Genomic DNA, 20,365 nt, shown 5'->3' with positions numbered 1-20,365 from the left:
GGGTGGCTGAGCCCGATGGAGTACCGCAGGAAGCTTGGATACGCCTAGGCGCGGTCCAAGAAATCGTCCGCACCCCCTGCCGGGCAAAAAGAACCTCCGCATGAAGGCGGCGCGCGCGGCGGCTGGCCTTTCGCAAGCCGATTTAGCCCAAGCCGTGGGCGTTACGCGCCAGACCATCGGCCTTATCGAGGCGGGCGGCTACAACCCCACGCTCAACCTGTGCGTGGCAATCTGCAAAGCGCTGCGCGTTACGTTGAACGACTTGTTTTGGGACGACGAGACCAAAGCCGACCCCAACGCTCTTTAGGAGTTCACTATGAAATTTGAAGATCTGAAAATCGTGCAAAAGTGGCGTGAATATGCCGGCCCAAAGGATGAACGCCTGGAGGCTGAGAACGCGAAGATCTACAAGATTGGTTTCGTGCTGCTTTCGTTTGGCATGTTGATGATCTTTTTCTACCAGTTTATAGCTCGACAGGTTGCGTGGGTTCACAGCGACGCCAGTGAAATGCCGCATGGCTTTGCAACGCCATTCGAGGCAGCCATGTATTTGTGGCTCGTTCTCGTGATGTTGATTTGCGCAGGACTGCAAACGCGGAAGGGCTATGTCGATACCAATCGTTTTGGGCAAACCGAGCATCTTCCTGTTGGATATTTCCTGCTTGTCAGCGGTCTTAGCGGCGCCGCGTTCGCGCTTGTTATTGCCGCAATGCGCTGTATCGCTGAGGCGCAGATCGTACCGCTCGAAAGCGTCTTTTGGTTGGCGAACCTGGCCACGGGCGTGTTCTGCGGTGCGACGGTTTTCGCGGCCACGTTTGCTGTCCTGTGCGCAACGTTTTTCACGGCGAAAAGACGCCGTGCCAAGCTCGAGGCAGAACTCGACTCTTCAGACGACATTTAATGCGCAATGGGCTGGCTCTGGGTATTCAGAACCAGCCCATTTTGATGTTCGATGAGCCGAGTCAGCGTCTCTCACAAAAGTAAGTAGGAGCTAGCGAGGCCTATCCGAATTGACCTCATTGGCGGTGTCGGTTTCGAGCGCCGTGCGGCGGGCGCTGTAGGCGACGAGGCCGGCGCCTGCAGCGGCGAGTGCTGCAGCGGCTGCCGTAAGGGGAGCGTTGACATCGCCCGTGCCCGCAAGTGCGCCCGCTTTTCCGGAGCGCTTGTTATTGCCGTGGTCCTTGCCGCTGCCGGAGCTGCTTCCGCCGGAGCCGCCGCCCTCGTCAGTACCGCCGCCACTCGAGCTACCATCGCCGTCTGCTGTCATCGGGGCGTCGTGAAGTCCTGTCGTATCCGCGCTGTCGCATACGCCGACCTGAACTTCTGAGCGTTCGCATGCCGCGTCGGGCACATGAAGCTCGTGCAGAACGGCACTCAGCGCCGAGTTTGCGCCCGGTCGGATCTCCTCGAGCGTTACGGGGTCGAGCGCCACCAGATTACGCGCCTTCGCATACAGCGTGACGCGTTTGCCCACTTCGTCGCTCCAGCTCTCGGGGATGGCGAAGCTCATGCGGAACTGTGCCGTGCAACCCGGTGCCAGCACGGCGTTGCCGTTGTCGGCTACCAGCGGGTGCGTTGCAAAACGTGCGCCCAGCGTCTCGAGCGCGTACTTTACGTGTGCCATGTCGTTGGCCGAAGCGTCTTCGGCAAGCTCTGGATCGTAGATCGAAGCCATGCGTGCGTTCGCTCCGAATCCGATGGATGCGCTGGAGAACGGCTGGCTGGAGCCCTCTCGGTACAGATCGATTGTGCCGGCAGTCAGCAAAGTGTTGCCGTCGTTTCGCACCGTGACCATGAAGGATTCGCCTGCTGCTCCGGGCACCACCGCGCCCGAGGTAGCGACCGCGCCCGTCGGAGTGGCACACGCCACCAGAGGCACTTCGATGCCGTGCAGCTCTGCCTCGCTCTTCTCCGCGCTCACAATGTGCGTGGCGAGCGCGGAGAGCATGCCTCTCGACGTCAAAAATGTCGTTATCTGATCGACGGGATGGTCCAGCTCGCACATCACGAACGGCTCCGTGAACAGATCGCCTGCCAAGGTGCTGGCGAAGATGCGGAAGTGCTTGCCCATTACTGCTACCGGGTTGCCTTCTTCGTCGTAGGTTTGCCCCACCTTGCCATCGGTGTTCTCTACATAGAGCGCGCACCTGCCGTTGTTGCTTACGCTAAACGATGCCGGGCCACAGCCTGCGGCACCCACGGGCTGCGTTGCAAATGCCGATGCGCCTCGCGTCCAAGTAATATGCTGCAGCTGCTCGTTGACGGTGGCCAAAAAGCCCGAATGTTGTGGCCACGGCACCGCATGGGGCACCGTGGCGTCTGGTGGCATAACGCCCCAGCCCGCAATGGACTGGCCGATCACGGCGTACGATGCGCAGCCGCAACCGTCTGCGGTCTCGTACGCAACGGGCACCACCATTTTGCCGTTGATATTCTCGGGCTCGCTCAGCTCGATACTCGACGGTGCTTGCGGAAAGCGAAGAACTTGGCGGAACGTCAGGCTGTCGCCCAAATCATCCGACCACAGGGTAAAGCATTCCAGCGCAACCTCGGCCTCGCTGCCGAGCGCCTTCTCTGCGGTGGTTCCGCGGCGGTGGAGGTAGGCACCCGACAGGCGTCCGTCGACCAGCGTCTTGCCTACCGTGATGCGCGGGCACTGCAGGCAATGGTGGCCATCCTCTTGCAGGCGGCCGCGCGAGATGCTGCGCCATGACGTATGCGACACCACGCGGATCTCGTCATTACTTATGCGCAGGCGCACAACGGACAGTATGCCGGCTGTGCTTGCCGTATCGAAAAGGGTGTTGTCGCCGGCGGGGCGCTCGCCCGAGACCAGCAGCACGTAGGCGTCCTGGTTTCCTCTTCCGTCCGTATATTCCACCACGTCGAAGTCGTAATCGAATATGCCGTTGCGCTCCACGTCGCCCTCGCCAAACCCAAGGGGAAAGTCCACGGGCGTGGGAGCGGACCACGTGCCGTTTGCCTTTGTGTGCACCACCAGGCGCGAGCGGCCATTGTCGCCGTAGCGCACCGAGGCGATACGGAACAAGCATTCTACGCCGGCAATCATCGTTAGCTTCATGTGGGCTTCGCTGAGCACGCCGGAAAACAGCACGTTGTCGCTCGAGGGTTTTATGCCGCCACGCTCGTCCTCCGGCACGCCGGCAGAATTGGCGTTCGGGTCCGCAACGGCGTTCGTTGACTGACCGATGTAGGTGTACTCATACATCGGTGCGGCATTTTCGTCGTTCTCCATCAGCGCATGGACGAAATGTTCGACCTGTCCCGTGTCGTCGCTCTCCGCGTTCGCCTCGAGCTCAATGCGCGTGACCGTTTGATCCCAATCGCGCACGACAGGCGCGGCGTTTACGGCAGTGGCCTTAACCTCGGCGCGTGCGAGCAGCTCGGCGTTGGTGACGATGGTGGCCGATGCGATAAACTGCGGCACACCACCTGCCTCGGCGTTGCCGGCCGAGCCGAAGCAGGCATCCAGCGTATAAGGCGTATCTCCACCCAATGCCAGCTCAGAGCGTTGGAGCACATACTGGTCGCCATTGTTCACCGACATATTCCACGAATCGATGAGTGTGGGCCATGACCCCGACCAAGCCTTGGTGGTCCACTTGAACATTACGAACTGGAGTATCACATCGACATCGACGTCTGCACCTACGCGCAGCCGCGGAAGCTGGTGTCCATCTGCCTTCTCGTACCCAATGAACAGCGTGAGGGATGCGGCGCCGCGCACGGCAGACGAAGCGACGCCTGCAACGCCGGCGCCAAAGGTGACGGCAAGCCCGATCTGGATGGTGAACGAGCCCGACGTGTTTGAATAGTCGAGCGAAATGTTTTTAAAAAACGCCGCGCCGCTGCCGTGCGTGTGGGCACCCACAGCGAGCGCCAGCTTCGCCAGCACCCAAGGGTTGACGTTTAGGAAAAATGGCACCGGTCCTAGGGTAAACTGCTCGGTCCAATTGAGGTCGGTTCTTACCTGGAAGAGGGCCTTAATATTGCCGTATGCGGGGTCGTTGTTGTTACCCCAGGTTTTGCCCACCCAATCGTAGGCAAGCGAGCCGTACAGCTGTGTGGCGATATCCATCGTGAACAGCGGCGTGCAATGGTGGCGAAGGAGCTTGGTGTTTCTTGGATCGGTGCCCGAACCGGCACTCATACTCTTGTACTGATTCCACTTCCCCTCCATCTCGTCGAGGTAGCGGTTTGCCTGCTTGGCGCCCGACTCGCGCGGCGATTTCTTCCAGTACTCCGGATCCGGATTGCCCGAATCGTTCATATAGCTGGCTGGTTTGTATCCTCCGCCAAACAGCACGTATCCAGCAAACGAGAAATCGAAGAGGATCGGAAATGTGGGCATCCAGCACGTGAACTTATTACCACCGATGCCGGGAAACGATGCGGGGAAATCAAACGGAGTGATCTCTTGGTCCATAGTGGTGGGGACGATAGTGGTCGATCCGGATTCCGCCTTTGCCGCCGGCGCGGTAACAACGGCCATGGGGGAGGAGAGCGTGTAGGTTTTGTCCTGGTAGTCGAGGACAAAGCGCAGCTTGCATCCTTCTTCCAGAAGGCTCGACGCTGCATCGAGGAACTTGTCTTCGAGTGTGAACGTCGCCAGATTATCCGCGCCCGATGCGCTGGCCTTGATCTGACCAATCTGCGTGACGGTTTCGGTTGAGCTGCCCGCAGCGGGCATCACTTTATTGATATGCAATGTTGCCTGCCCGCCCTGCGGCAGATGAGCCTGCACGGTAAATGCGTGCGTATCGGGCTGCTCGTTTGCCGTGTCGTCCTTCGGCAATGCCATGAACGTGGCTTCAGCGTACTGGATGTCCCATTCGTCGAATGTGAGCTGGCGGAAGTACGGCTCGCCGTCGGAAAGCGGACGCGTGGGCGTGGTTATGGCGGTGCCGCCCTGGATACGCGCAAGGGGAATCTCGACATCGCGGTAGCCCGCCATGCTAATGGAGATGCCGCCGTTAAAGTCGTACGCGTCAAGGAGCTTTGCCTCGTCTACGTAGCCTTCCGAAAGCAAGGCAATCTCAAAGATGGCGGTGCCTTCGTCATCGGTCGTGGCGGCGAGCTGCTTGCCTGCGGCGTAGCGCGACGTGAGCGTGACCTGCGCTCCCTTGATGGGCATATTCTTGTTGGCGACGTCGACCACGACCACACCAAACATGGTGCGCGAGAGAACGAGCACCCTGAAGGGGTCTTTTTCGTCGGCATAGGCCGCGGTGGGCGCGAACGGCAGCAGGAAGGCATTTTCGCTTCCCGGCACGCGAGGCAACATGATGCTCGCTAGCGAGGACGCTCCGGCAACAAGTAACGAACGGCGATCAAGCATCTTGGGCTCCCATCCCGCAAATATCGGTGGAAATAATCCAATTGTGCGAGAAGGCGCTTCGTGGCGGTAGTGCCGTTCGATGGCCAAAATGTCCAAATTGATCGAGCGAAGCGCCGGGTTCCGGAACGCGTTCGATGCGCTTGGCAGCCCGGTCGCTAACGCAACATATGCGCGACCAGCTCGGCGCGTGTGCCGATGCCAAGCTTTGCGTATACGCCGGATAGGCGGTTTTTGACGGTGCCCGGCGATACTCCCATATGGCGTGCGATTTCGGCGTTGGTCCACCCACGACAGGCGAGCATGGCCATGGTGAATTCCGTGGTCGTTAGATCGTCGGCCACGTCCTCGCCCGAATCGGGGTTGTGGATGCGCCGCCAGCCGTAGCTGAAGCGGTACGTGATCTCGATGATGCGCGCGAAATCGTCAGGGTATTGCGTTTTTAGGCACGCCTCGATGAGCCCCTGTAAAAGGCCGTGGTGCTCGCCGATGAGCTCGATGAGGCCGTCGGGGCGCGCAATGTCCCAAGCGGCGCCAAAATGCGCTTTTGCGGCGTCGACGTCTTTGAGACTCATGTATGCCATGGAAGCTGCCAGGTGCAGGAACAGTTCCGAGATGGGATAGCTTCCCTGTTTCATAATTAGGGCGTTTTCCGCCATGCCCAGACTGCGGCCATATTCGCCGCACAGGTACAGGGCATGCGCCATCACGTAGCTGGCGAACAAGCGCAGGCCTTCGGGCAGATGCGCCGCAAGCGGATAAAACTCTTCGGCAGAATACGGGGAAGGCAAGTGCAGCAGGACGCTCGCGGCCGAGGCGAACAGGATATGCGTGGCGTGGACGGCGGGCGATTCCTCGTCAGTTGGCGTATCGAGGATGCCCGCAAGGCACCGGCGGGCGTCGGCGATACGGTTGAGCGACAGACTGGCGTATCCGCAGATAAAGCATGCGGAATAGCGCAGTGCGGGATCGGTGGCGTCAAGATAGGGGCGCGCCGTCTTGGCAGCAAGGGTGGCCTGTCCGCGAAAGTACAGCGCTTCTGCCGTGGCAATGGCGCGCGAATCGGGGTCGGAAATGCCTGCAACCGCAGCGTCCATCTGCCCCGGCACAAAGGCAGTGCACATCAACGGCATGGGAACGCATGGGTAGCCATCGCAGTCCATCTTCCATCTCCCAACAGCTGGCAACAATAGCAGCAATTGTACTCCTGTTGCTCGGGACTTGAATTTGTGGGTATCGCCTACGATTGTGCCGAACGTATAAAGGAAGAGTCTATTGGCGATGCTCCCAAGGTGGCTACCGAAGCCTAGCTGACCTTGACATTAGGAAAAAATACCACCCCTGTAAAAAGCTCTGTCGCAGCGATGGGAAACGCATCTCGTTCTGCATATAATGAGGTTATATGACGGTGCGTCTGCATACGCGCGGCGCATTTCCATCGAATCGAGAAGGAGCTCTGCATGGATCCCAACAAGCGTCCCGACGACATGGTGCGTATCACCACTCCCGAACTTGCCCAGGTGTTCATCGATGAGCAGGTCGCTGCAATCCGCGAGCAGATCGGCGACAAGAAGGTCCTGCTGGCTCTTTCGGGCGGCGTCGACAGCTCGGTTGTCGCGGCCCTGCTCATCAAGGCCATCGGCAAGCAGCTCATTTGCGTGCATGTTAACCACGGCCTGATGCGCAAGGGCGAGAGCGAGCAGGTCGTCGACGTCTTCAAGAATCAGATGGATGCCAACCTGGTTTACGTTGACGCCACAGATCGCTTCCTGGACAAGCTCGTGGACGTCGAGGAGCCCGAGGCCAAGCGTAAGATTATCGGCGCCGAGTTCATTCGCGTGTTCGAGGAGGAGGCCCGCAAGGTTGGCGATGAGGTCAGCTTCCTCGCCCAGGGCACCATCTATCCCGACATCCTGGAGTCCCAAGACGGCGTGAAGGCTCACCACAACGTGGGCGGTCTGCCCGAGGATCTGCAGTTTGAGCTCTGCGAGCCCGTCAAACTGCTGTACAAGGACGAGGTCCGCGTCGTGGGTCGCGAGCTCGGCCTGCCCGAGAATATGGTTGAGCGCCAGCCGTTCCCCGGTCCCGGCCTGGGCGTCCGCTGCCTTGGTGCCATCACCCGCGACCGTCTTGAGGCGCTGCGCGAAGCCGACGCCATCGTGCGCGAGGAGATCGACAAGGCCGGTCTGACCATCTGGCAGTATTTTGCCGTCGTGCCCGACTTCCGCGCAACCGGTGTGCGCGAGGGCAAGCGCGCCTACGATTGGCCCTGCATCATCCGCTGCATCAACACCGTCGATGTCATGACTGCCGAGGTTCCCGAGCTCGACTGGGCGCTACTCAAGCGTATTACCGCTCGCGTCACCGCCGAGGTTCCCGGCATCTGCCGCGTGTGCTACGACCTCACGCCGAAGCCCGTTGGCACCGTTGAGTGGGAGTAAGCTAACTCACCTAGCCCCCGTTTCCGCTTGGAAGCGGGGGCTTTTTGCTGGCGCTTCGCCCAATTTCGCGCATCTTGGGCCTCACGTATCCTGCGAACTAACAGATGTGACAAAGGGGCAGTTCCTTTGTCGCATCTTCGATGTTATGCGCGGGAAGGGTCACGAGCATGGTCGTTCCGCGCTCCGAGCTCTCTTCGACCTCGATGGAGCCGCCGTGGAGTGCGGCAATCTCCCAGACCAGTGCAAGCCCCAGCCCCACGCCGCCATATGCCCTGCTGCGCGATTTGTCGACGCGAAAGAAGGGCTGGAAGATGCTCGTCTGGTATTGCTCGGGAATGCCCGGCCCCTGGTCGCGCACGCGTAGCAGCACGCGGTCGCCTTCGGCGCAGGCGTTGATTTGCACGGTCGAGTTGGGCGCGCTGTAACGTATGGCGTTTTCGGCCAAGTTGAACAGCAGCCGATAGATTAGCGTATCGCTGCCGATCGTTTGCGCGTCGCCCTCACTTGTAAGCGTGATGTCTTTTTGCTCGGCAAGGGGCGCCAGGTCCGTGAGTACTTCTTCGATCATCGGCGCCAGGTCAATCGCATCGTTGCAAGGGACACTGCGCAGCTCGCTCATCTCGAGCAGGGTCTTTGTCATGTGCGTCATCCGCTCGGTCTGCTCCTGCAGCAGCCCGAGCAGGCTCGCTGTATCGGCGTCGACGTCGGGGTGCTCGGCGCAAAACAGCTCAACCTGGGCCTGCATGAGCGCAAGTGGCGTGCGCAGCTCGTGCGCCGCATTGCCCGTAAACTGTCTTTGTGCGGAAAATCCCTCGTCAAGGCGGGCAATCATGTCGTTAAACGACGCGCTGCAGCGCCTGAGTTCAGAGGGCACGTCCTCGCTGATTTTTGTGTCGGCGAGGTTGTCGGGCCGCACGCTCTCGACTTGTGCCGCAAAGGAGCGCAACGGCTGCAACGCATGCCCGCTCACAAAGTAGGCCAGGACGCCTCCGAGCAGCGTCACCGCCGCAGTTATATACCAGCTCGTCGCGCCAAACGATTCTTGGGCGTCGTTCACGACGATGGTCAGCGCATCGTCGAGCTCTTTGTTTGTCGGGTCAAATGAGCTGGGCGAGGCCGCCTCCACCTTGCTGTGCGCCGATAGTTCATTGCCGATCGAGTCCATGTAGCGCATGCCGGAGTAGCCAACCAGGCAATTCATAAGTACGCAGGTTGAACATATCAGCAGTGCCGTCATCAGCGTGATGCGCCACTGCAGAGACAGCCGCTTCATTTGCCGTCCTCCATAACGTAGCCTTCGCCGATTCGGTTGCGGATGGGGTCGTGCCCCAACGCGCCGCGCAGCTTTTTGCGCAGCGACGAGATGTGCACGCGGGTCGCGTTGCTAAAGCTGTTGACGCTGCTGTCCCATACATGCTCGATAAGCTCTTCCTGGCTCACCGGCCGCCCCTGGTTAAGCATCAGGTATTCCAAGATGCCGGTCTCCTTGCGCGTGAGGGATAGGGTCTCGCCGCCCACGGAGGCGAGGCGCGCTTTGGTGTCAAAGCTCAGCGATCCACAGGTCAGGACAACGTCGCTTTGCGTAAAGCGCCTGAGCGTGAGGCTGCGTATACGTGCCGCCAGCTCGTCAAGATGGAACGGCTTGGTGAGGTAGTCGTTGGCGCCCGCATCGAGCCCCGCTACCTTGTCGGAGACCTCGCCACGTGCCGAGAGCACAAGCACCTTGGTCTCACAATCAGTTGTCCTGAGTTGCCTGAGCACGGTCATGCCGTCGACATGGGGGAGATTGAGGTCGAGCACGACAAGATCAAAGGTCTCGACATCGAGCAGATCGAGGGCCTGCTGCCCGTCGTAGCAGCAGTCGACGCTATAGGCCAAGTTGCGCGGGCTGCGTGCGATCGCATCGCACAGTGCCCGCTCGTCCTCGATGACCAAGATGCGCATAACGTTCTCCTTGCATAGTCATTCACGCTTAACACGGATTTTATAGTCGGTATGGTCCAATGGGTCGCGAAACGAAAGGAGTGGTCAGATTGTTCAAAGCGATTAAGCCTGTGGCGCAGGTGGCTTTGCTGATCGTTGGGGTAGCCATGGTTGGCTTTGGAATTATGCGCGGCGAAGCGGATGCCGTGCTGGCCAAGGCAATCAGGCTGTGCTTGGAGTGTATCGGAATTGGATAAAAGAAAAAACACTGCATCGCATCTTTTGGCGAGATTCCGCGGATTGATTCAGGCGGCGGCGACGCTTGCGACCAATATTCACCTGCCTAACTTTGCCAAGGGGGGCATCTACCAGGGGGCGGGCAAAGCCGTCTGCGTGCCGGGGCTCAACTGCTACTCGTGTCCGGCGGCCTCGGGTGCGTGTCCCATCGGGTCGTTTCAGTCGGTGGTGGGCTCGTCTAAGTTTAGCTTTTCGTATTACGTCACCGGAACGCTCATTCTAATCGGCGTGCTGCTGGGACGTTTTGTATGCGGCTTTTTGTGCCCGTTTGGATGGCTGCAAGAGCTTTTGCATAAGATTCCCAGCAAGAAGCTCTCCACGAAAAAGCTCAAGCCGCTCACGTACATCAAGTATGCCGTGCTGCTGTTTGCCGTGGTGCTGCTGCCCGTCTTGGTGGTCAACGATGTGGGTATGGGCGACCCGTTCTTTTGCAAGTACATCTGCCCGCAGGGCGTGCTCGAGGGCGCGATTCCGCTGTCCATCATGAACATGGGAATCCGCTCTGCGCTGGGAAAGCTCTTTACCTGGAAGCTCGCGATCCTCATTGCGGTTGCGGTGCTGAGCGTGCTGTTCTACCGCCCCTTCTGTAAATGGATTTGCCCCCTCGGCGCATTTTATGCACTCATGAACAAGGTGTCGTTGCTGGGGATTCAGGTCGATCATTGTAAATGCGTCTCGTGCGGCAAGTGCGCCAAGGTGTGCCAGATGGACGTGGACGTTACGCGTACGCCCGACCATGCCGAGTGCATTCGTTGCGGCAAATGCGTGGTCGCGTGCCCCGTCGATGCTATTAGCTTTCGCTACGGGCTGGGTGTGACGGGCGACAAACCCGCGCAGTCCACGCAAGCCCGCGAAAACAAATAGGTACCTATATAAGTTTCGATATAAACGGAGGAACCATGAAACTGTCAAAAATTGCGGCTCTGTTGATGCTGCCCGTGCTGGCGCTGACTCTCGCGGCGTGCTCTGCCCCCAAGGGCGACGCGAAGGATGCCACGAGCGGCGATGCGCAGATTGCCGAGCTCATAGCGCAAAAGCCGTCGAGTGCCGAGGAGGCGGCCGAGCTGTACCAGCAGCTGCTGCAAAAGGAAAACGAGATCTTTGCGAGCGATAACGCCCTATGGGAAAAGGTGTTCCTTGCGGCCAACAAAGACACTCCCATGATTGAGGACGGCAAGAACTACGGTGACTTCTTGCTCGATACCATCGAGGGCGCCAAGGATCAGTTTGCGGCTGACGAGCTTAAGACGCTTAAGGCCGGCGCGCAGCAGGTCAAGGAGATCGAGGACAAGCTCATGGCGCTGGAGAAGGAGTTCCCCGGATGTGGCAGCACGCCCGGCGAGGGAGAGAGCGTCGATGCCTCGACCGCGGGCATGACCAACGGCGAGAGCGGGGAGACGAAGTTCCCCAGCTTTAAGGGCAAGGACTTGGACGGCAACGATGTAAACAGCGACGAGCTGTTCTCCAAGAACAAGGTCACCGTCATGAACTTCTGGTTTACCACCTGCAAGCCGTGCGTGGGAGAGCTGGGCGATCTGGAGAAGCTCAACAAGGAGCTTGCCGAGAAGGGCGGCCAGGTCGTGGGCGTTAATTCCTTTACGCTCGATGGCAACAAAGACGAGGTGGCCGATGCCAAGGACGTGCTTTCCAAGAAGGGCGTGACGTATAAGAACATCTGGTTTAAGTCGGACAGCGAGGCCGGCAAGTTCACCTCCAATCTGTACTCGTTCCCGACCACTTACGTGATCGACCAGAACGGCAACATCGTGGGAGAGCCAATCATGGGCGGTATCAACTCCGCTGAGCAGCGCGAGGCGCTCAACAAACTGATCGATCAGGCACTTGCGAAGAGCGAACAGTAAGTCCGTGGGACAGACAACTGAAGGGGAGTCGCTGGAAACAGCGACTCTTTTTTCTGCTTCGGGGTAGCATCATGGGTATACGTCGAAAGGGCACGCAGCTTTTCGTGCATTGCCCGAGCGGTGCGCGAAGCAACCAAGCTGTGAGTTTTCTTAAGCGTTCTGGGTATGGCAGTGTCAAGAATATCGGCGGCATAAGCGGCTACACGGGAAAGGTGGTGCGTTAGCTATGAAGGTGGTTATCGTTGGAGGCGTCGCGGGCGGCGCATCGGCGGCGGCACGTTTGCGCAGACTCGACGAGCAGGCCCAAATTGTCATCTTTGAGCGCACGGGTTTTGTATCGTATGCCAATTGTGGGCTTCCGTACTACATTGGCGGCGTGATAGAAGAAGAGAGCGCATTGACGCTGCAGTCTCCCAAGGGCTTTTGGGATCGCTTTCGCATTGCGGTCAAGACGAGTCACGAGGTGTTTGCCATCCATCCCGATTCGCATACGGTCGAGGTTCGCAATATGCTGACGGGCGAGGAATTTGTCGAGACGTATGACAAGCTCATCCTGTCGCCGGGTGCAAAGCCGATCCGCCCTGCGTTGCCGGGCATCGACTCGGATAAAATCTTTAGCCTACGCACCGTTGAGGACACGCTGCGTATTCACAGCTATGTTCGAGAGCGGCGACCGAGCAGTGCCGTCGTGATCGGCGGCGGCTTCATTGGCGTCGAGACGGCGGAGAATCTGTGCGAGCTGGGGCTCCAGGTGACCCTTCTGCAGCGTCCCGTCCAGCTTATGAACAACCTGGATTACGACATGGCGACCCTTTTGCATACCGAGGTGCGTGAGCACGGTATCGATCTGCGCCTCAAGGCCGATGTGACAGGTTTTGAGGAAGTTGATGGCCGCGTTGTCACCCATGTTGCGGGCGATGACCCTATCGGAGCCGATATGGTGCTGCTTGCCATTGGCGTGGCACCTGAGAGCCATCTGGCGCAAGAGGCGGGGCTCGAACTGGGCATCAAGGGGGCTATTGTGGTCAACGACCGCATGGAGACCTCTGCTGCCGACGTGTATGCCGTGGGCGATGCCGTGCAGGTCACGCATCAGGTGACCGGCGAGGACGCGGTCATTTCGCTCGCCGGCCCCGCCAACAAGCAGGGGCGTGTCGTCGCCGATGTCATAGCCGGCATGGACAGCTGCTACCTCGGATCGTTGGGCTCATCGGTTATCAAGGTATTCGACTTGACGGCGGCAAGCACGGGACTATCCGAAAAGGCGGCACACGCGGCGGGAATTGACTGCGACAGCGTGGTCCTGTCGCCCGGTTCGCATGCGGGTTATTATCCGGGTGCAACGCCCATGACCATGAAGGTTGTCTTCGAGAAGCAGGGATTGCGCCTGCTGGGTGCGCAAATCGTGGGCATCGATGGTGTGGACAAGCGTATCGACGTTCTGGCGACTGCCATCCAGGCAGGCATGCGCGGCGATAGGCTTAAGGATTTGGACCTAGCATACGCGCCGCCGTATTCATCGGCGAAGGATCCCGTCAATATGGCGGGCTTTATGATCGAGAACCTCAATCGCGGCATACTGGCGCAGTGGCATTGGGAGGATGAGCCCAACTTGCCACGCGATGGCAGCGTGCAGCTGCTCGATGTTCGTACGGAAGGGGAGTATGAGCGCGGGCATATCGATGGTTTCGTAAACATTCCCGTCGATGATCTGCGCAATCGCCTGAGCGAGCTCGACCGGGCCAAGCCGGTCTACGTGATTTGCCAGAGCGGCATTCGCAGCTACATTGCTTGCCGCATTTTGGCGCAGCATGGCTTTGAGTGCTTTAACTTCTCGGGCGGCTATCGCTTCTTTGCAGCCGTGACTGAGGCTCGCCGCGGCAGCGCTAACGTTATGCCGTGCGGGCTCGAAAAGTAGCGCGCATTGGAATGTGACAAAGTGACAGCCTCTTTGTCGCATCGGGGATGTTATATGCGGGATGGTGCGCCATGCGGCGTGCTGTCCCGTTCGTTTTTTGGCGCGGTTCGTTACATTCCTCACTGGTATCGGCCAAAAATGGGGATAGAGTAGGGCTAACGCGTCGAATGTGAACGGCGGGGGAGAGCGGGTGAGTGCACCCGCGGGGGAGAGGTTGCCGTCCATGCTGGATCTCAAAGATATTTGCAAAAGGTACGTTACGCAGTCGTTTACGCAAGTGGCGCTCGACAACGTAAACCTGTCTTTTCGCGATAACGAGTTCGTGGCCATTTTGGGCCCCTCGGGCTCGGGTAAAACTACGATGCTCAACGTTATCGGCGGACTCGACCACTTTGACTCGGGCGATCTGCTGATCGACGGTATTTCGACCAAGGACTTTCACGATCGCGATTGGGATGCCTATCGCAACAACCGCATCGGCTTTGTGTTCCAGAGCTATAACCTCATTCCGCATCAGACCATTTTGGAAAACGTGGAATTGGCGCTTACGCTCACGGGCGTGGGGCATGCGGAGCGCCGCCAGCGTGCGCGCAAGGCGCTCGAGGAAGTTGGTCTGGGCGAGCATGTTAACAAGCGCCCGAGCCAGCTTTCGGGCGGGCAGATGCAACGCGTGGCCATTGCCCGCGCCCTGATCAACGACCCCGAGATCGTGCTGGCTGACGAGCCGACCGGCGCCTTGGACTCAACGACGTCCGTGCAGGTCATGGATTTGCTCAAGGACGTTGCGCGCGACCGTCTGGTTATCATGGTCACGCACAATCCCGAGCTGGCGTACAAGTACGCCACGCGCATCGTCACCCTGGCGGACGGCAAGATCACCGACGATTCAGATCCCTTTGATGCTGCCGAGGTCGCGCGTCGCGAGGCTAAACCTACGCGCAAAACCTCGATGAGCTTTGTGACGGCGCTGGGGCTTTCTGCCCGAAACCTCATGACCAAGAAGGGCCGTACGGCCATGACTGCCTTCGCAGGTTCGATTGGCATTATCGGCATCGCGGCGATTCTGGCGCTCTCCAATGGCGTAAACGGCTACATCAAAAAGGTCGAGGAGGACACGCTCTCGAGCTACCCGCTCACGATTTCCAAACAAGATTACGACCTGTCGTCCATGATGGGCGGGCATGGGGCTACGGATGAGGAAGCGTCCAAGGGCGAGGGCTCGTCCGATGACGCTACCGGTGGCAAAGCTAAGGGAACCGACAAGATCCCTGTGGTCACAGCCGTAAAGGACATGTTTGCGAGCGTTAAATCTAACGATATGACGAGCTTTAAGGCATGGCTCGATGCCGGTGGCGACGGTATCAATAAAGAGGTCAATGCTATCCAGTACGGCTATGGCGTGACGCCGGTTGTCTATCGTGCGGGCAAGGGCGATGAGAAGCCTGTCCGGCTGGTGCCCAACGCTATGACCGAGGCCATGAGCGGCGGCGCAAGTTCGGCGGCAACGGTGAGCATGGATTCCATGGGAACCTCGGTCTTTAACGAGATGATTGACGACCAGAGCCTGCTCGACAGCCAGTACGATGTCGTTGCCGGCCATTGGCCTACGTCTGCCAACGAGGCCGTGATGGTGCTTTCGAGCCGCGGCACGGTGGGTGACTACACGCTCTACAGCATCGGTGCGCTGGATATCGATGAGCTCAACGACCTGGTTAACAGTGCCATGACGGCCGACGGCAAGGTCGAGACGCCCAAGGCCGGCACCGACTTTACCTACGACGATGCGCTGTCCACGACGTTTAAGGTGCTGTCGCCGTCCGATGCCTATCGCAAAAACGAAGAGACCGGCATGTGGACTGACATGTCTGGCGATGCCGACTTTATGGCGGCCAAGGTTGCTGACGGTATTGACGTGCGCATTGTGGGCGTGGTGCGACCCAACGAGACGGCCAACGCGAGCGCATTGACTCCGGGCATTGCCTATACGCATGCGCTGACTCGCCAGCTTATGGAACGCGCCGCCAATTCGCAGATTGTGCAGGAGCAGCTTGTCCACCCCGAGACGGATGTCTTTACGGGCAAGTCTTTCGATGAACTGCAAGGCGAGGCCAAACAAGGCGTTGATCTGGGCAGCATGTTCAGCGTGGACGAGGCGGAGCTCAAGAGCGCGTTCTCGTTCGATGCATCTGCGCTTTCGGGCGCTGCCGGCGGTGTGGACCTTTCTGGTATCGACTTGTCCGGGCTGGACCTTGACCTTTCGGGCGTTGGGAAGGATATCGACTTTGGTGACATTATGGCCAAAGCGCCAACCCCAGATTTCTCGGGTATCTTTGACGGTCTGGAACTTACGCCCGAGCAAATGCAGCAGGTGGGAACACTAGCCAACCAGCTGTTTGAGGGCTTTTTGCAGTCTGATCAGTTTAGGGTGCTGTCGCCCGAAGATCTTAAGGACGCGTCAAAGCTCGCTGCCGCATTCTCGGCGTATCTTGAGAATGATGACGCGGCCCAGCAAATCCTGGCTCAGCTCAAGGCACTCGGTGGCGATGCCCTGGCCGAGCGCCTGCAGCAGGCGATGACCGACTATGTGCAAAAGCAGCTGGCTCCGTATCTGCAGCAGTCTATGGATCAGGTGACCAAGACAATCAGCGATCAGATTGCGGCGACGGTGTCAGCTCAGCTCAAGGCAGGCGCGGCAGGGCTCATGGGCCAGATGGTGACGCAGATGTCTTCGAGTTTTGCCAACCTAGCGAGCGCTATGCGTGTGGATGCGAGCGCCTTTGCGCGTGCCATCCATTTCAACATGGACGCCGAGGACCTGAGTTCGCTCATGATGAGCTACGCCAAGGCGTCAAAGCTCACCTACGATAACAATCTGACCACGTTGGGCTATGCGGATGAGGCAGACCCCATCTCGGTTAAGATTTTCCCGCGCGACTTTGAGGCCAAGGAGCGCGTGCTCGATCACATCGATGCGTACAACAAGCAGGTCAAAGCTGCCGGCCACGATGAACAGGCAATTTCGTACACCGACTACATGGGCATCATCATGGGTTCGGTGACCGACATCGTGAACACCATCAGCTTGGTGCTCATCGCATTCGTGAGCATCAGCCTGGTCGTGAGCTCCATCATGATCGGCATCATCACCTACATCAGCGTGCTGGAACGCAAAAAGGAGATTGGCATCCTGCGCGCGATCGGCGCGTCGAAGCGTAACGTGGCCAACGTATTCAATGCCGAGACTTTCATCGAAGGTCTCATTGCCGGCGTCTTCGCCATTGTCGTCGTGGTGCTCGTGAGCTTCCCGGTTAATGCCTGGGCGCTTGCGGCCAAGCAGGTCCCCAACCTGATGAGCTTGCCCGTGCAGGATGCGCTGGTGCTCATCGCGATTTCGGTGCTGTTGACGGTTGTCGCCGGCCTGCTGCCGGCCCGTAGCGCATCCAAGAAAGACCCCGTAGAAGCCCTACGCTCCGAATAATGTGGCAAAGGGACAGTCCCTTTGCCACATTTCTCTCCTGCGCCTAGTTCGTTTTGCCCATCAGCGTGATGCGGATGGTTGGATGGGTGTACTCGTCAAACTCGTCCTCGGGATCCGTGTCAAACGAGTAATACGCTTTGATAGGGTCGTCACTCGTCCTGATAGAGATTCTCTCGCAGAGCGAGCCGTTCAAAAAGCCTGCCTAAACTCTTCGGGGAGCTTCTGCGGTGCCAGGAGCTCGGGGCTTGCGGTCTTGACGTCTATGGTCTGGACGACAGAGGAAAGTTCGTCAAGGTCGAGTTCGATGCGGGCGAGGTTGTCCTCGAGGCTCGCATCGGGGTCGATCTCTGCCGCGTAGCTCACTTCCGTGAGCGTCCCCTTGTTGTCAAAATCCAGGTACGTATAGGTCTTCTGAGCATCGGAGTCACCGTCGTGCAGGTAGCCGCGAACGTGATAGCCGTAATCTTGATATCGCTCGTAGGGGTCATCGGCGGACACGTACTCGCATGAGGGCTCGAGCGCCTTGCGAGCGATGGCGATCTGCTCGGCCGCGGCCGCGGCGTTTTCTTGCATCTCGATGTTTCCCTGCGCCAGCTGTGGGATATAGGCGCCGCACACGATTGCGAGGGGCAGCGCCACAAGCGCGACAATCCACTTTTTTGCATGGGGGATAGGTACGCCACAGGCCTCTGCCATGGCCTTCGCGTTGGCAAAGCTTTCGGCAAGCACGTCTGCCGCGGTGGCGACGGCGCCTACGGCAGCGGCGACTTCTGCCGCGCCGCCCAGGTTGCGTGCAGCCTCGTTGTCGCTGTTCTTGAGCAGGCGTGCGGCGGCCTGCGTGCCAACAACGCCTGCGATTTGTGCCGAGCGGTCTTTCTCGTTCTGCTCGACGGCGAGCCGGTACTGCATTTCCTTCCATTGCTTGCCACGCATGCCAAAGCGCGGGGCGAGAGCGCAATAGCAGAATATGACGAGCTCGATGGCGGTGAGCACCAAGGCGGTCATCATGCCCGTCTCTTGAAAGCCTTCGTGATGGAAGACGATGTCGTCGATCATTTCGAAGGGAATGATCGATAAGGGCAGCACGAATGCCATGGCAAGCGCCGCTCCGGCAACCTTGGGGCAGATGCAGTATCGCTGGATGCGCTTACGTTCTTGTTCGGAGAGTGCTGCCATGGCTGGTCCTTGGTGTCGTGGCGGTCGTTGTGGCGCGATGCCGTCATATGTGACTCAGTATAGAGAATCCCGCCATCGGTGAGCGCAGGTCATACGGCAAAAGTGCCACGACAGCCCTGGTTTAGAGCGGCTGCTCCTGTGCCCACGCGATGATGCCGCCCGATACGTATGTGTGCCAAAATAAACAGCCGAATGATGATTTGCAAATGTGACAAAGGGACAGTCCCTTTGTCACATTGATGTGAGAATGGATGTCGATGTATTTATCGCTGGCCCCTATGGAGGGGATTACCGGGCATGTGTTCCGTTGCGTGCATGCGGAGTGTTTCGGTGCGCTCGATTGTTATTACACGCCGTTTTTGCCGCCGCCACGGGTGGGCAACCGCTTTGGCGGCAAGGCGTTTAAAGAGGTCGATCCCGCCAATAACCAGGGGCTTAACGTGGTGCCTCAGCTGATGTCCAAAAACGCGGACGAGTTTGTGTGGGCGGCGCAGGTGCTCGCCGACATGGGTTACCGCGAGGTCAATCTCAACCTTGGCTGCCCCTCGGGCACGGTTGTCGCCAAGGGGAAGGGTTCGGGCTTTCTGCGCAATCTGGACGAGCTCAAGGTGTTCTTGAGTGACGTGTGCGAGCGCTCGCCATTGCCGGTGTCGGTCAAGACCAGGCTGGGGTTGGAAAGCGACGACGAATACGAGCGCGTACTCGACCTCTATTGCCGCATGCCGCTGGCAGAGCTGATCGTGCATCCGCGCGTGCAAAAGGACCGCTATACGGGCTCGCCGCGCAAAGAATTTTACGGCGAGACGCTGGAGCGGGCGCCGTTCCCGGTGGCCTACAACGGCGACATCTTTGATCTTGAGGACATGGATGCGCTGGTGGAGGCCTATCCCGGGACGCGTCACGTAATGTTGGGACGCGGCTTGCTTGCGAACCCCGCGCTGGCTCGCATGGTTAAGGGCGGCCCTACTGCCACGGCAGCTGAACTGCAACGCTTCCACGACACGCTGTTTGCGGCGTATGCAGAAGAGATTGGCGGCAACGCGGTCTTCCGCATGAAGGAGTGGTGGTTCTACGCCAAGTGCGCCTTCGCCGATCCCGCTACCGTTCACAAGATCGTGCGCAAGACCAAAAAGGTCGACGAATACCGCGCCGCCGTCGAGCGCGTCTTTCGCGAGCAGCCGCTCGCGTCAACCGCTCGCTTTTGCGGCTAGTTAGTCATTGGGTGTTCTTTAACGGCTACTCATTTAAGTGCGTCCCCAATGAGCGGTTGTGGGGGACCCACGCAAAAAAGCTGTACGTCAGCATCCAAAGATGTCGAAAAATGTCGACTTTGGATGCTGGCGTACACGTTTGGGTTCGGCGGGGGACTAGGCAATCATTGCATCGAGCGTAATGAGCTCCCTGATCCGCTCTGTGCGTGTCTGCCCATGACGCTTTGCCTTTGCGTCAAACGCCTCAAGAACCGATTCACCCACGCGTGCCGACAAAACAACGCTCGGCTCATCGGAGATCGGCGGCCTCCCTAACTTGATGGTGCGGCCCTTTGGCCACTCATCTTTTTCGTATGCCTCTGCTGCCTTTTCCAGCTCTCCGGGAGCAAACCCCATCATCTTCTCGAGCTGCTTAGCGTCCATAGCGTCTCCTATCGATCGACCCCGATTTCCCTGAGCACCTTGCGCGTAGGAGGGACAAGGGCGTGGTAAATGATGTAGCCATCTCGATCGGGGCAATATCGAGCGATGAGTTCCATGAGACGGCTTCTTCCATCAAGTCCAACGAGAACGTAATCGATACCTCCATTTTCAAGATCACGCCTGAACCATGCGAAAGCGGAGTTCCAGGCGCATGTAATATCCGTCTCCGTCAGCCCGTGCTTGAGGGCATGGGGGTGGATTGCGATGAGCTCCATAAGGG

Annotated in this window: 16 protein-coding genes; 9 read left to right on the top strand and 7 right to left on the bottom strand. The window is 59.0% G+C overall.

Features of this window, described 5'->3' with window-relative positions; all coding sequences use genetic code 11:
• The first annotated feature begins 100 nt into the window (after positions 1-100).
• Together PMX72_RS04775 and PMX72_RS04770 are read left to right on the top strand one after the other, a co-directional pair.
• Positions 101-307, top strand: a complete 207-nt coding sequence (locus PMX72_RS04775; RefSeq protein WP_271729778.1) for a helix-turn-helix transcriptional regulator — start codon at positions 101-103, stop codon at positions 305-307.
• A gap of 9 nt (positions 308-316) precedes the next feature.
• Complete coding sequence (locus PMX72_RS04770) at positions 317-901, top strand: hypothetical protein (RefSeq protein ID WP_271729777.1); 585 nt, start codon at positions 317-319, stop codon at positions 899-901.
• Between the two features lie 90 nt (positions 902-991).
• Here the strand turns inward: PMX72_RS04770 and PMX72_RS04765 are convergent, their stop codons facing one another.
• Together PMX72_RS04765 and PMX72_RS04760 are read right to left on the bottom strand one after the other, a co-directional pair.
• Positions 992-5,359: a hypothetical protein gene (locus PMX72_RS04765; protein WP_271746179.1), complete on the bottom strand. Its 4,368-nt coding sequence runs from the start codon at positions 5,357-5,359 to the stop codon at positions 992-994.
• Positions 5,360-5,514: 155 nt separating this feature from the next.
• Positions 5,515-6,519, bottom strand: a complete 1,005-nt coding sequence (locus tag PMX72_RS04760; RefSeq protein WP_271746178.1) for a helix-turn-helix domain-containing protein — start codon at positions 6,517-6,519, stop codon at positions 5,515-5,517.
• A gap of 297 nt (positions 6,520-6,816) precedes the next feature.
• Between PMX72_RS04760 and guaA the strand changes: the two genes are divergently transcribed.
• Positions 6,817-7,797, top strand: a complete 981-nt coding sequence (gene guaA, locus PMX72_RS04755) for a glutamine-hydrolyzing GMP synthase (RefSeq protein WP_117648496.1) — start codon at positions 6,817-6,819, stop codon at positions 7,795-7,797.
• Positions 7,798-7,894: 97 nt separating this feature from the next.
• Here the strand turns inward: guaA and PMX72_RS04750 are convergent, their stop codons facing one another.
• Both PMX72_RS04750 and PMX72_RS04745 read right to left on the bottom strand, forming a co-directional pair.
• Positions 7,895-9,070 (bottom strand): sensor histidine kinase, encoded by a 1,176-nt coding sequence (locus PMX72_RS04750; RefSeq protein ID WP_271729774.1) that lies wholly within the window; start codon positions 9,068-9,070, stop codon positions 7,895-7,897.
• A complete protein-coding gene (locus tag PMX72_RS04745; protein WP_271729773.1) occupies positions 9,067-9,741 on the bottom strand; it encodes a response regulator transcription factor in 675 nt (224 codons plus the stop codon). Before PMX72_RS04745 ends, PMX72_RS04750 begins: the two co-directional genes overlap by 4 nt.
• An 89-nt stretch (positions 9,742-9,830) precedes the next feature.
• Between PMX72_RS04745 and PMX72_RS04740 the strand changes: the two genes are divergently transcribed.
• The 5 genes from PMX72_RS04740 to PMX72_RS04720 all read left to right on the top strand — a co-directional run bounded on the left by PMX72_RS04740 (position 9,831) and on the right by PMX72_RS04720 (position 17,275).
• Positions 9,831-9,977, top strand: coding sequence for a CD1871A family CXXC motif-containing protein (locus PMX72_RS04740; RefSeq protein ID WP_197032826.1), 147 nt, complete (start codon positions 9,831-9,833; stop codon positions 9,975-9,977).
• Positions 9,970-10,881 carry a 4Fe-4S binding protein gene (locus PMX72_RS04735; protein ID WP_271746177.1) on the top strand — a complete coding sequence of 304 codons (912 nt, stop codon included), beginning with the start codon at positions 9,970-9,972 and terminating at the stop codon, positions 10,879-10,881. The genes PMX72_RS04740 and PMX72_RS04735 overlap by 8 nt, the downstream gene beginning before the upstream one ends.
• A 35-nt stretch (positions 10,882-10,916) precedes the next feature.
• A complete protein-coding gene (locus PMX72_RS04730) occupies positions 10,917-11,879 on the top strand; it encodes a redoxin domain-containing protein (protein ID WP_117736508.1) in 963 nt (320 codons plus the stop codon).
• Positions 11,880-12,105: 226 nt separating this feature from the next.
• On the top strand, positions 12,106-13,797 hold the full coding sequence (locus PMX72_RS04725; RefSeq protein ID WP_117583290.1) for an FAD-dependent oxidoreductase: 1,692 nt from the start codon (positions 12,106-12,108) through the stop codon (positions 13,795-13,797).
• Positions 13,798-14,020: 223 nt separating this feature from the next.
• On the top strand, positions 14,021-17,275 hold the full coding sequence (locus PMX72_RS04720; RefSeq protein ID WP_271729771.1) for an ABC transporter ATP-binding protein/permease: 3,255 nt from the start codon (positions 14,021-14,023) through the stop codon (positions 17,273-17,275).
• Between the two features lie 189 nt (positions 17,276-17,464).
• Here the strand turns inward: PMX72_RS04720 and PMX72_RS04715 are convergent, their stop codons facing one another.
• Entirely contained in the window at positions 17,465-18,451 is a 987-nt protein-coding gene (locus tag PMX72_RS04715; protein WP_271729770.1) for a hypothetical protein, read from the bottom strand.
• A gap of 257 nt (positions 18,452-18,708) precedes the next feature.
• Between PMX72_RS04715 and PMX72_RS04710 the strand changes: the two genes are divergently transcribed.
• Positions 18,709-19,662, top strand: a complete 954-nt coding sequence (locus PMX72_RS04710; protein ID WP_271746176.1) for a tRNA dihydrouridine synthase — start codon at positions 18,709-18,711, stop codon at positions 19,660-19,662.
• Between the two features lie 156 nt (positions 19,663-19,818).
• Here PMX72_RS04710 and PMX72_RS04705 read toward each other — a convergent pair whose 3' ends face one another.
• Together PMX72_RS04705 and PMX72_RS04700 are read right to left on the bottom strand one after the other, a co-directional pair.
• Positions 19,819-20,085, bottom strand: coding sequence for a ribbon-helix-helix protein, CopG family (locus PMX72_RS04705; protein WP_195404320.1), 267 nt, complete (start codon positions 20,083-20,085; stop codon positions 19,819-19,821).
• An 8-nt stretch (positions 20,086-20,093) separates the two neighbouring features.
• Positions 20,094-20,360 carry a hypothetical protein gene (locus PMX72_RS04700; protein WP_195404319.1) on the bottom strand — a complete coding sequence of 89 codons (267 nt, stop codon included), beginning with the start codon at positions 20,358-20,360 and terminating at the stop codon, positions 20,094-20,096.
• Positions 20,361-20,365 lie beyond the last annotated feature (5 nt).

The organism is Collinsella aerofaciens (assembly GCF_028207065.1).
GTDB classification, from domain to species: Bacteria; Actinomycetota; Coriobacteriia; order Coriobacteriales; family Coriobacteriaceae; genus Collinsella; species Collinsella aerofaciens_AR.
Note: the sequence above shows the minus strand (reverse complement) of the source record. Positions and strands in the feature narration are given on the sequence as shown.

What these genes read in the sequence shown, in the direction of transcription:
- PMX72_RS04775 (WP_271729778.1), top strand. Translation starts at nt 101, where the DNA reads ATGAAGGCGGCGCGCGCGGCGGCTGGCCTTTCGCAAGCCGATTTAGCC.
- PMX72_RS04770 (WP_271729777.1), top strand. Translation starts at nt 317, where the DNA reads ATGAAATTTGAAGATCTGAAAATCGTGCAAAAGTGGCGTGAATATGCC.
- PMX72_RS04765 (WP_271746179.1), bottom strand. Translation starts at nt 5,359, where the DNA reads ATGCTTGATCGCCGTTCGTTACTTGTTGCCGGAGCGTCCTCGCTAGCG.
- PMX72_RS04760 (WP_271746178.1), bottom strand. Translation starts at nt 6,519, where the DNA reads ATGGACTGCGATGGCTACCCATGCGTTCCCATGCCGTTGATGTGCACT.
- guaA (WP_117648496.1), top strand. Translation starts at nt 6,817, where the DNA reads ATGGATCCCAACAAGCGTCCCGACGACATGGTGCGTATCACCACTCCC.
- PMX72_RS04750 (WP_271729774.1), bottom strand. Translation starts at nt 9,070, where the DNA reads ATGAAGCGGCTGTCTCTGCAGTGGCGCATCACGCTGATGACGGCACTG.
- PMX72_RS04745 (WP_271729773.1), bottom strand. Translation starts at nt 9,741, where the DNA reads ATGCGCATCTTGGTCATCGAGGACGAGCGGGCACTGTGCGATGCGATC.
- PMX72_RS04730 (WP_117736508.1), top strand. Translation starts at nt 10,917, where the DNA reads ATGAAACTGTCAAAAATTGCGGCTCTGTTGATGCTGCCCGTGCTGGCG.
- PMX72_RS04725 (WP_117583290.1), top strand. Translation starts at nt 12,106, where the DNA reads ATGAAGGTGGTTATCGTTGGAGGCGTCGCGGGCGGCGCATCGGCGGCG.
- PMX72_RS04720 (WP_271729771.1), top strand. Translation starts at nt 14,021, where the DNA reads ATGCTGGATCTCAAAGATATTTGCAAAAGGTACGTTACGCAGTCGTTT.
- PMX72_RS04715 (WP_271729770.1), bottom strand. Translation starts at nt 18,451, where the DNA reads ATGGCAGCACTCTCCGAACAAGAACGTAAGCGCATCCAGCGATACTGC.
- PMX72_RS04710 (WP_271746176.1), top strand. Translation starts at nt 18,709, where the DNA reads ATGTATTTATCGCTGGCCCCTATGGAGGGGATTACCGGGCATGTGTTC.
- PMX72_RS04705 (WP_195404320.1), bottom strand. Translation starts at nt 20,085, where the DNA reads ATGGACGCTAAGCAGCTCGAGAAGATGATGGGGTTTGCTCCCGGAGAG.
- PMX72_RS04700 (WP_195404319.1), bottom strand. Translation starts at nt 20,360, where the DNA reads ATGGAGCTCATCGCAATCCACCCCCATGCCCTCAAGCACGGGCTGACG.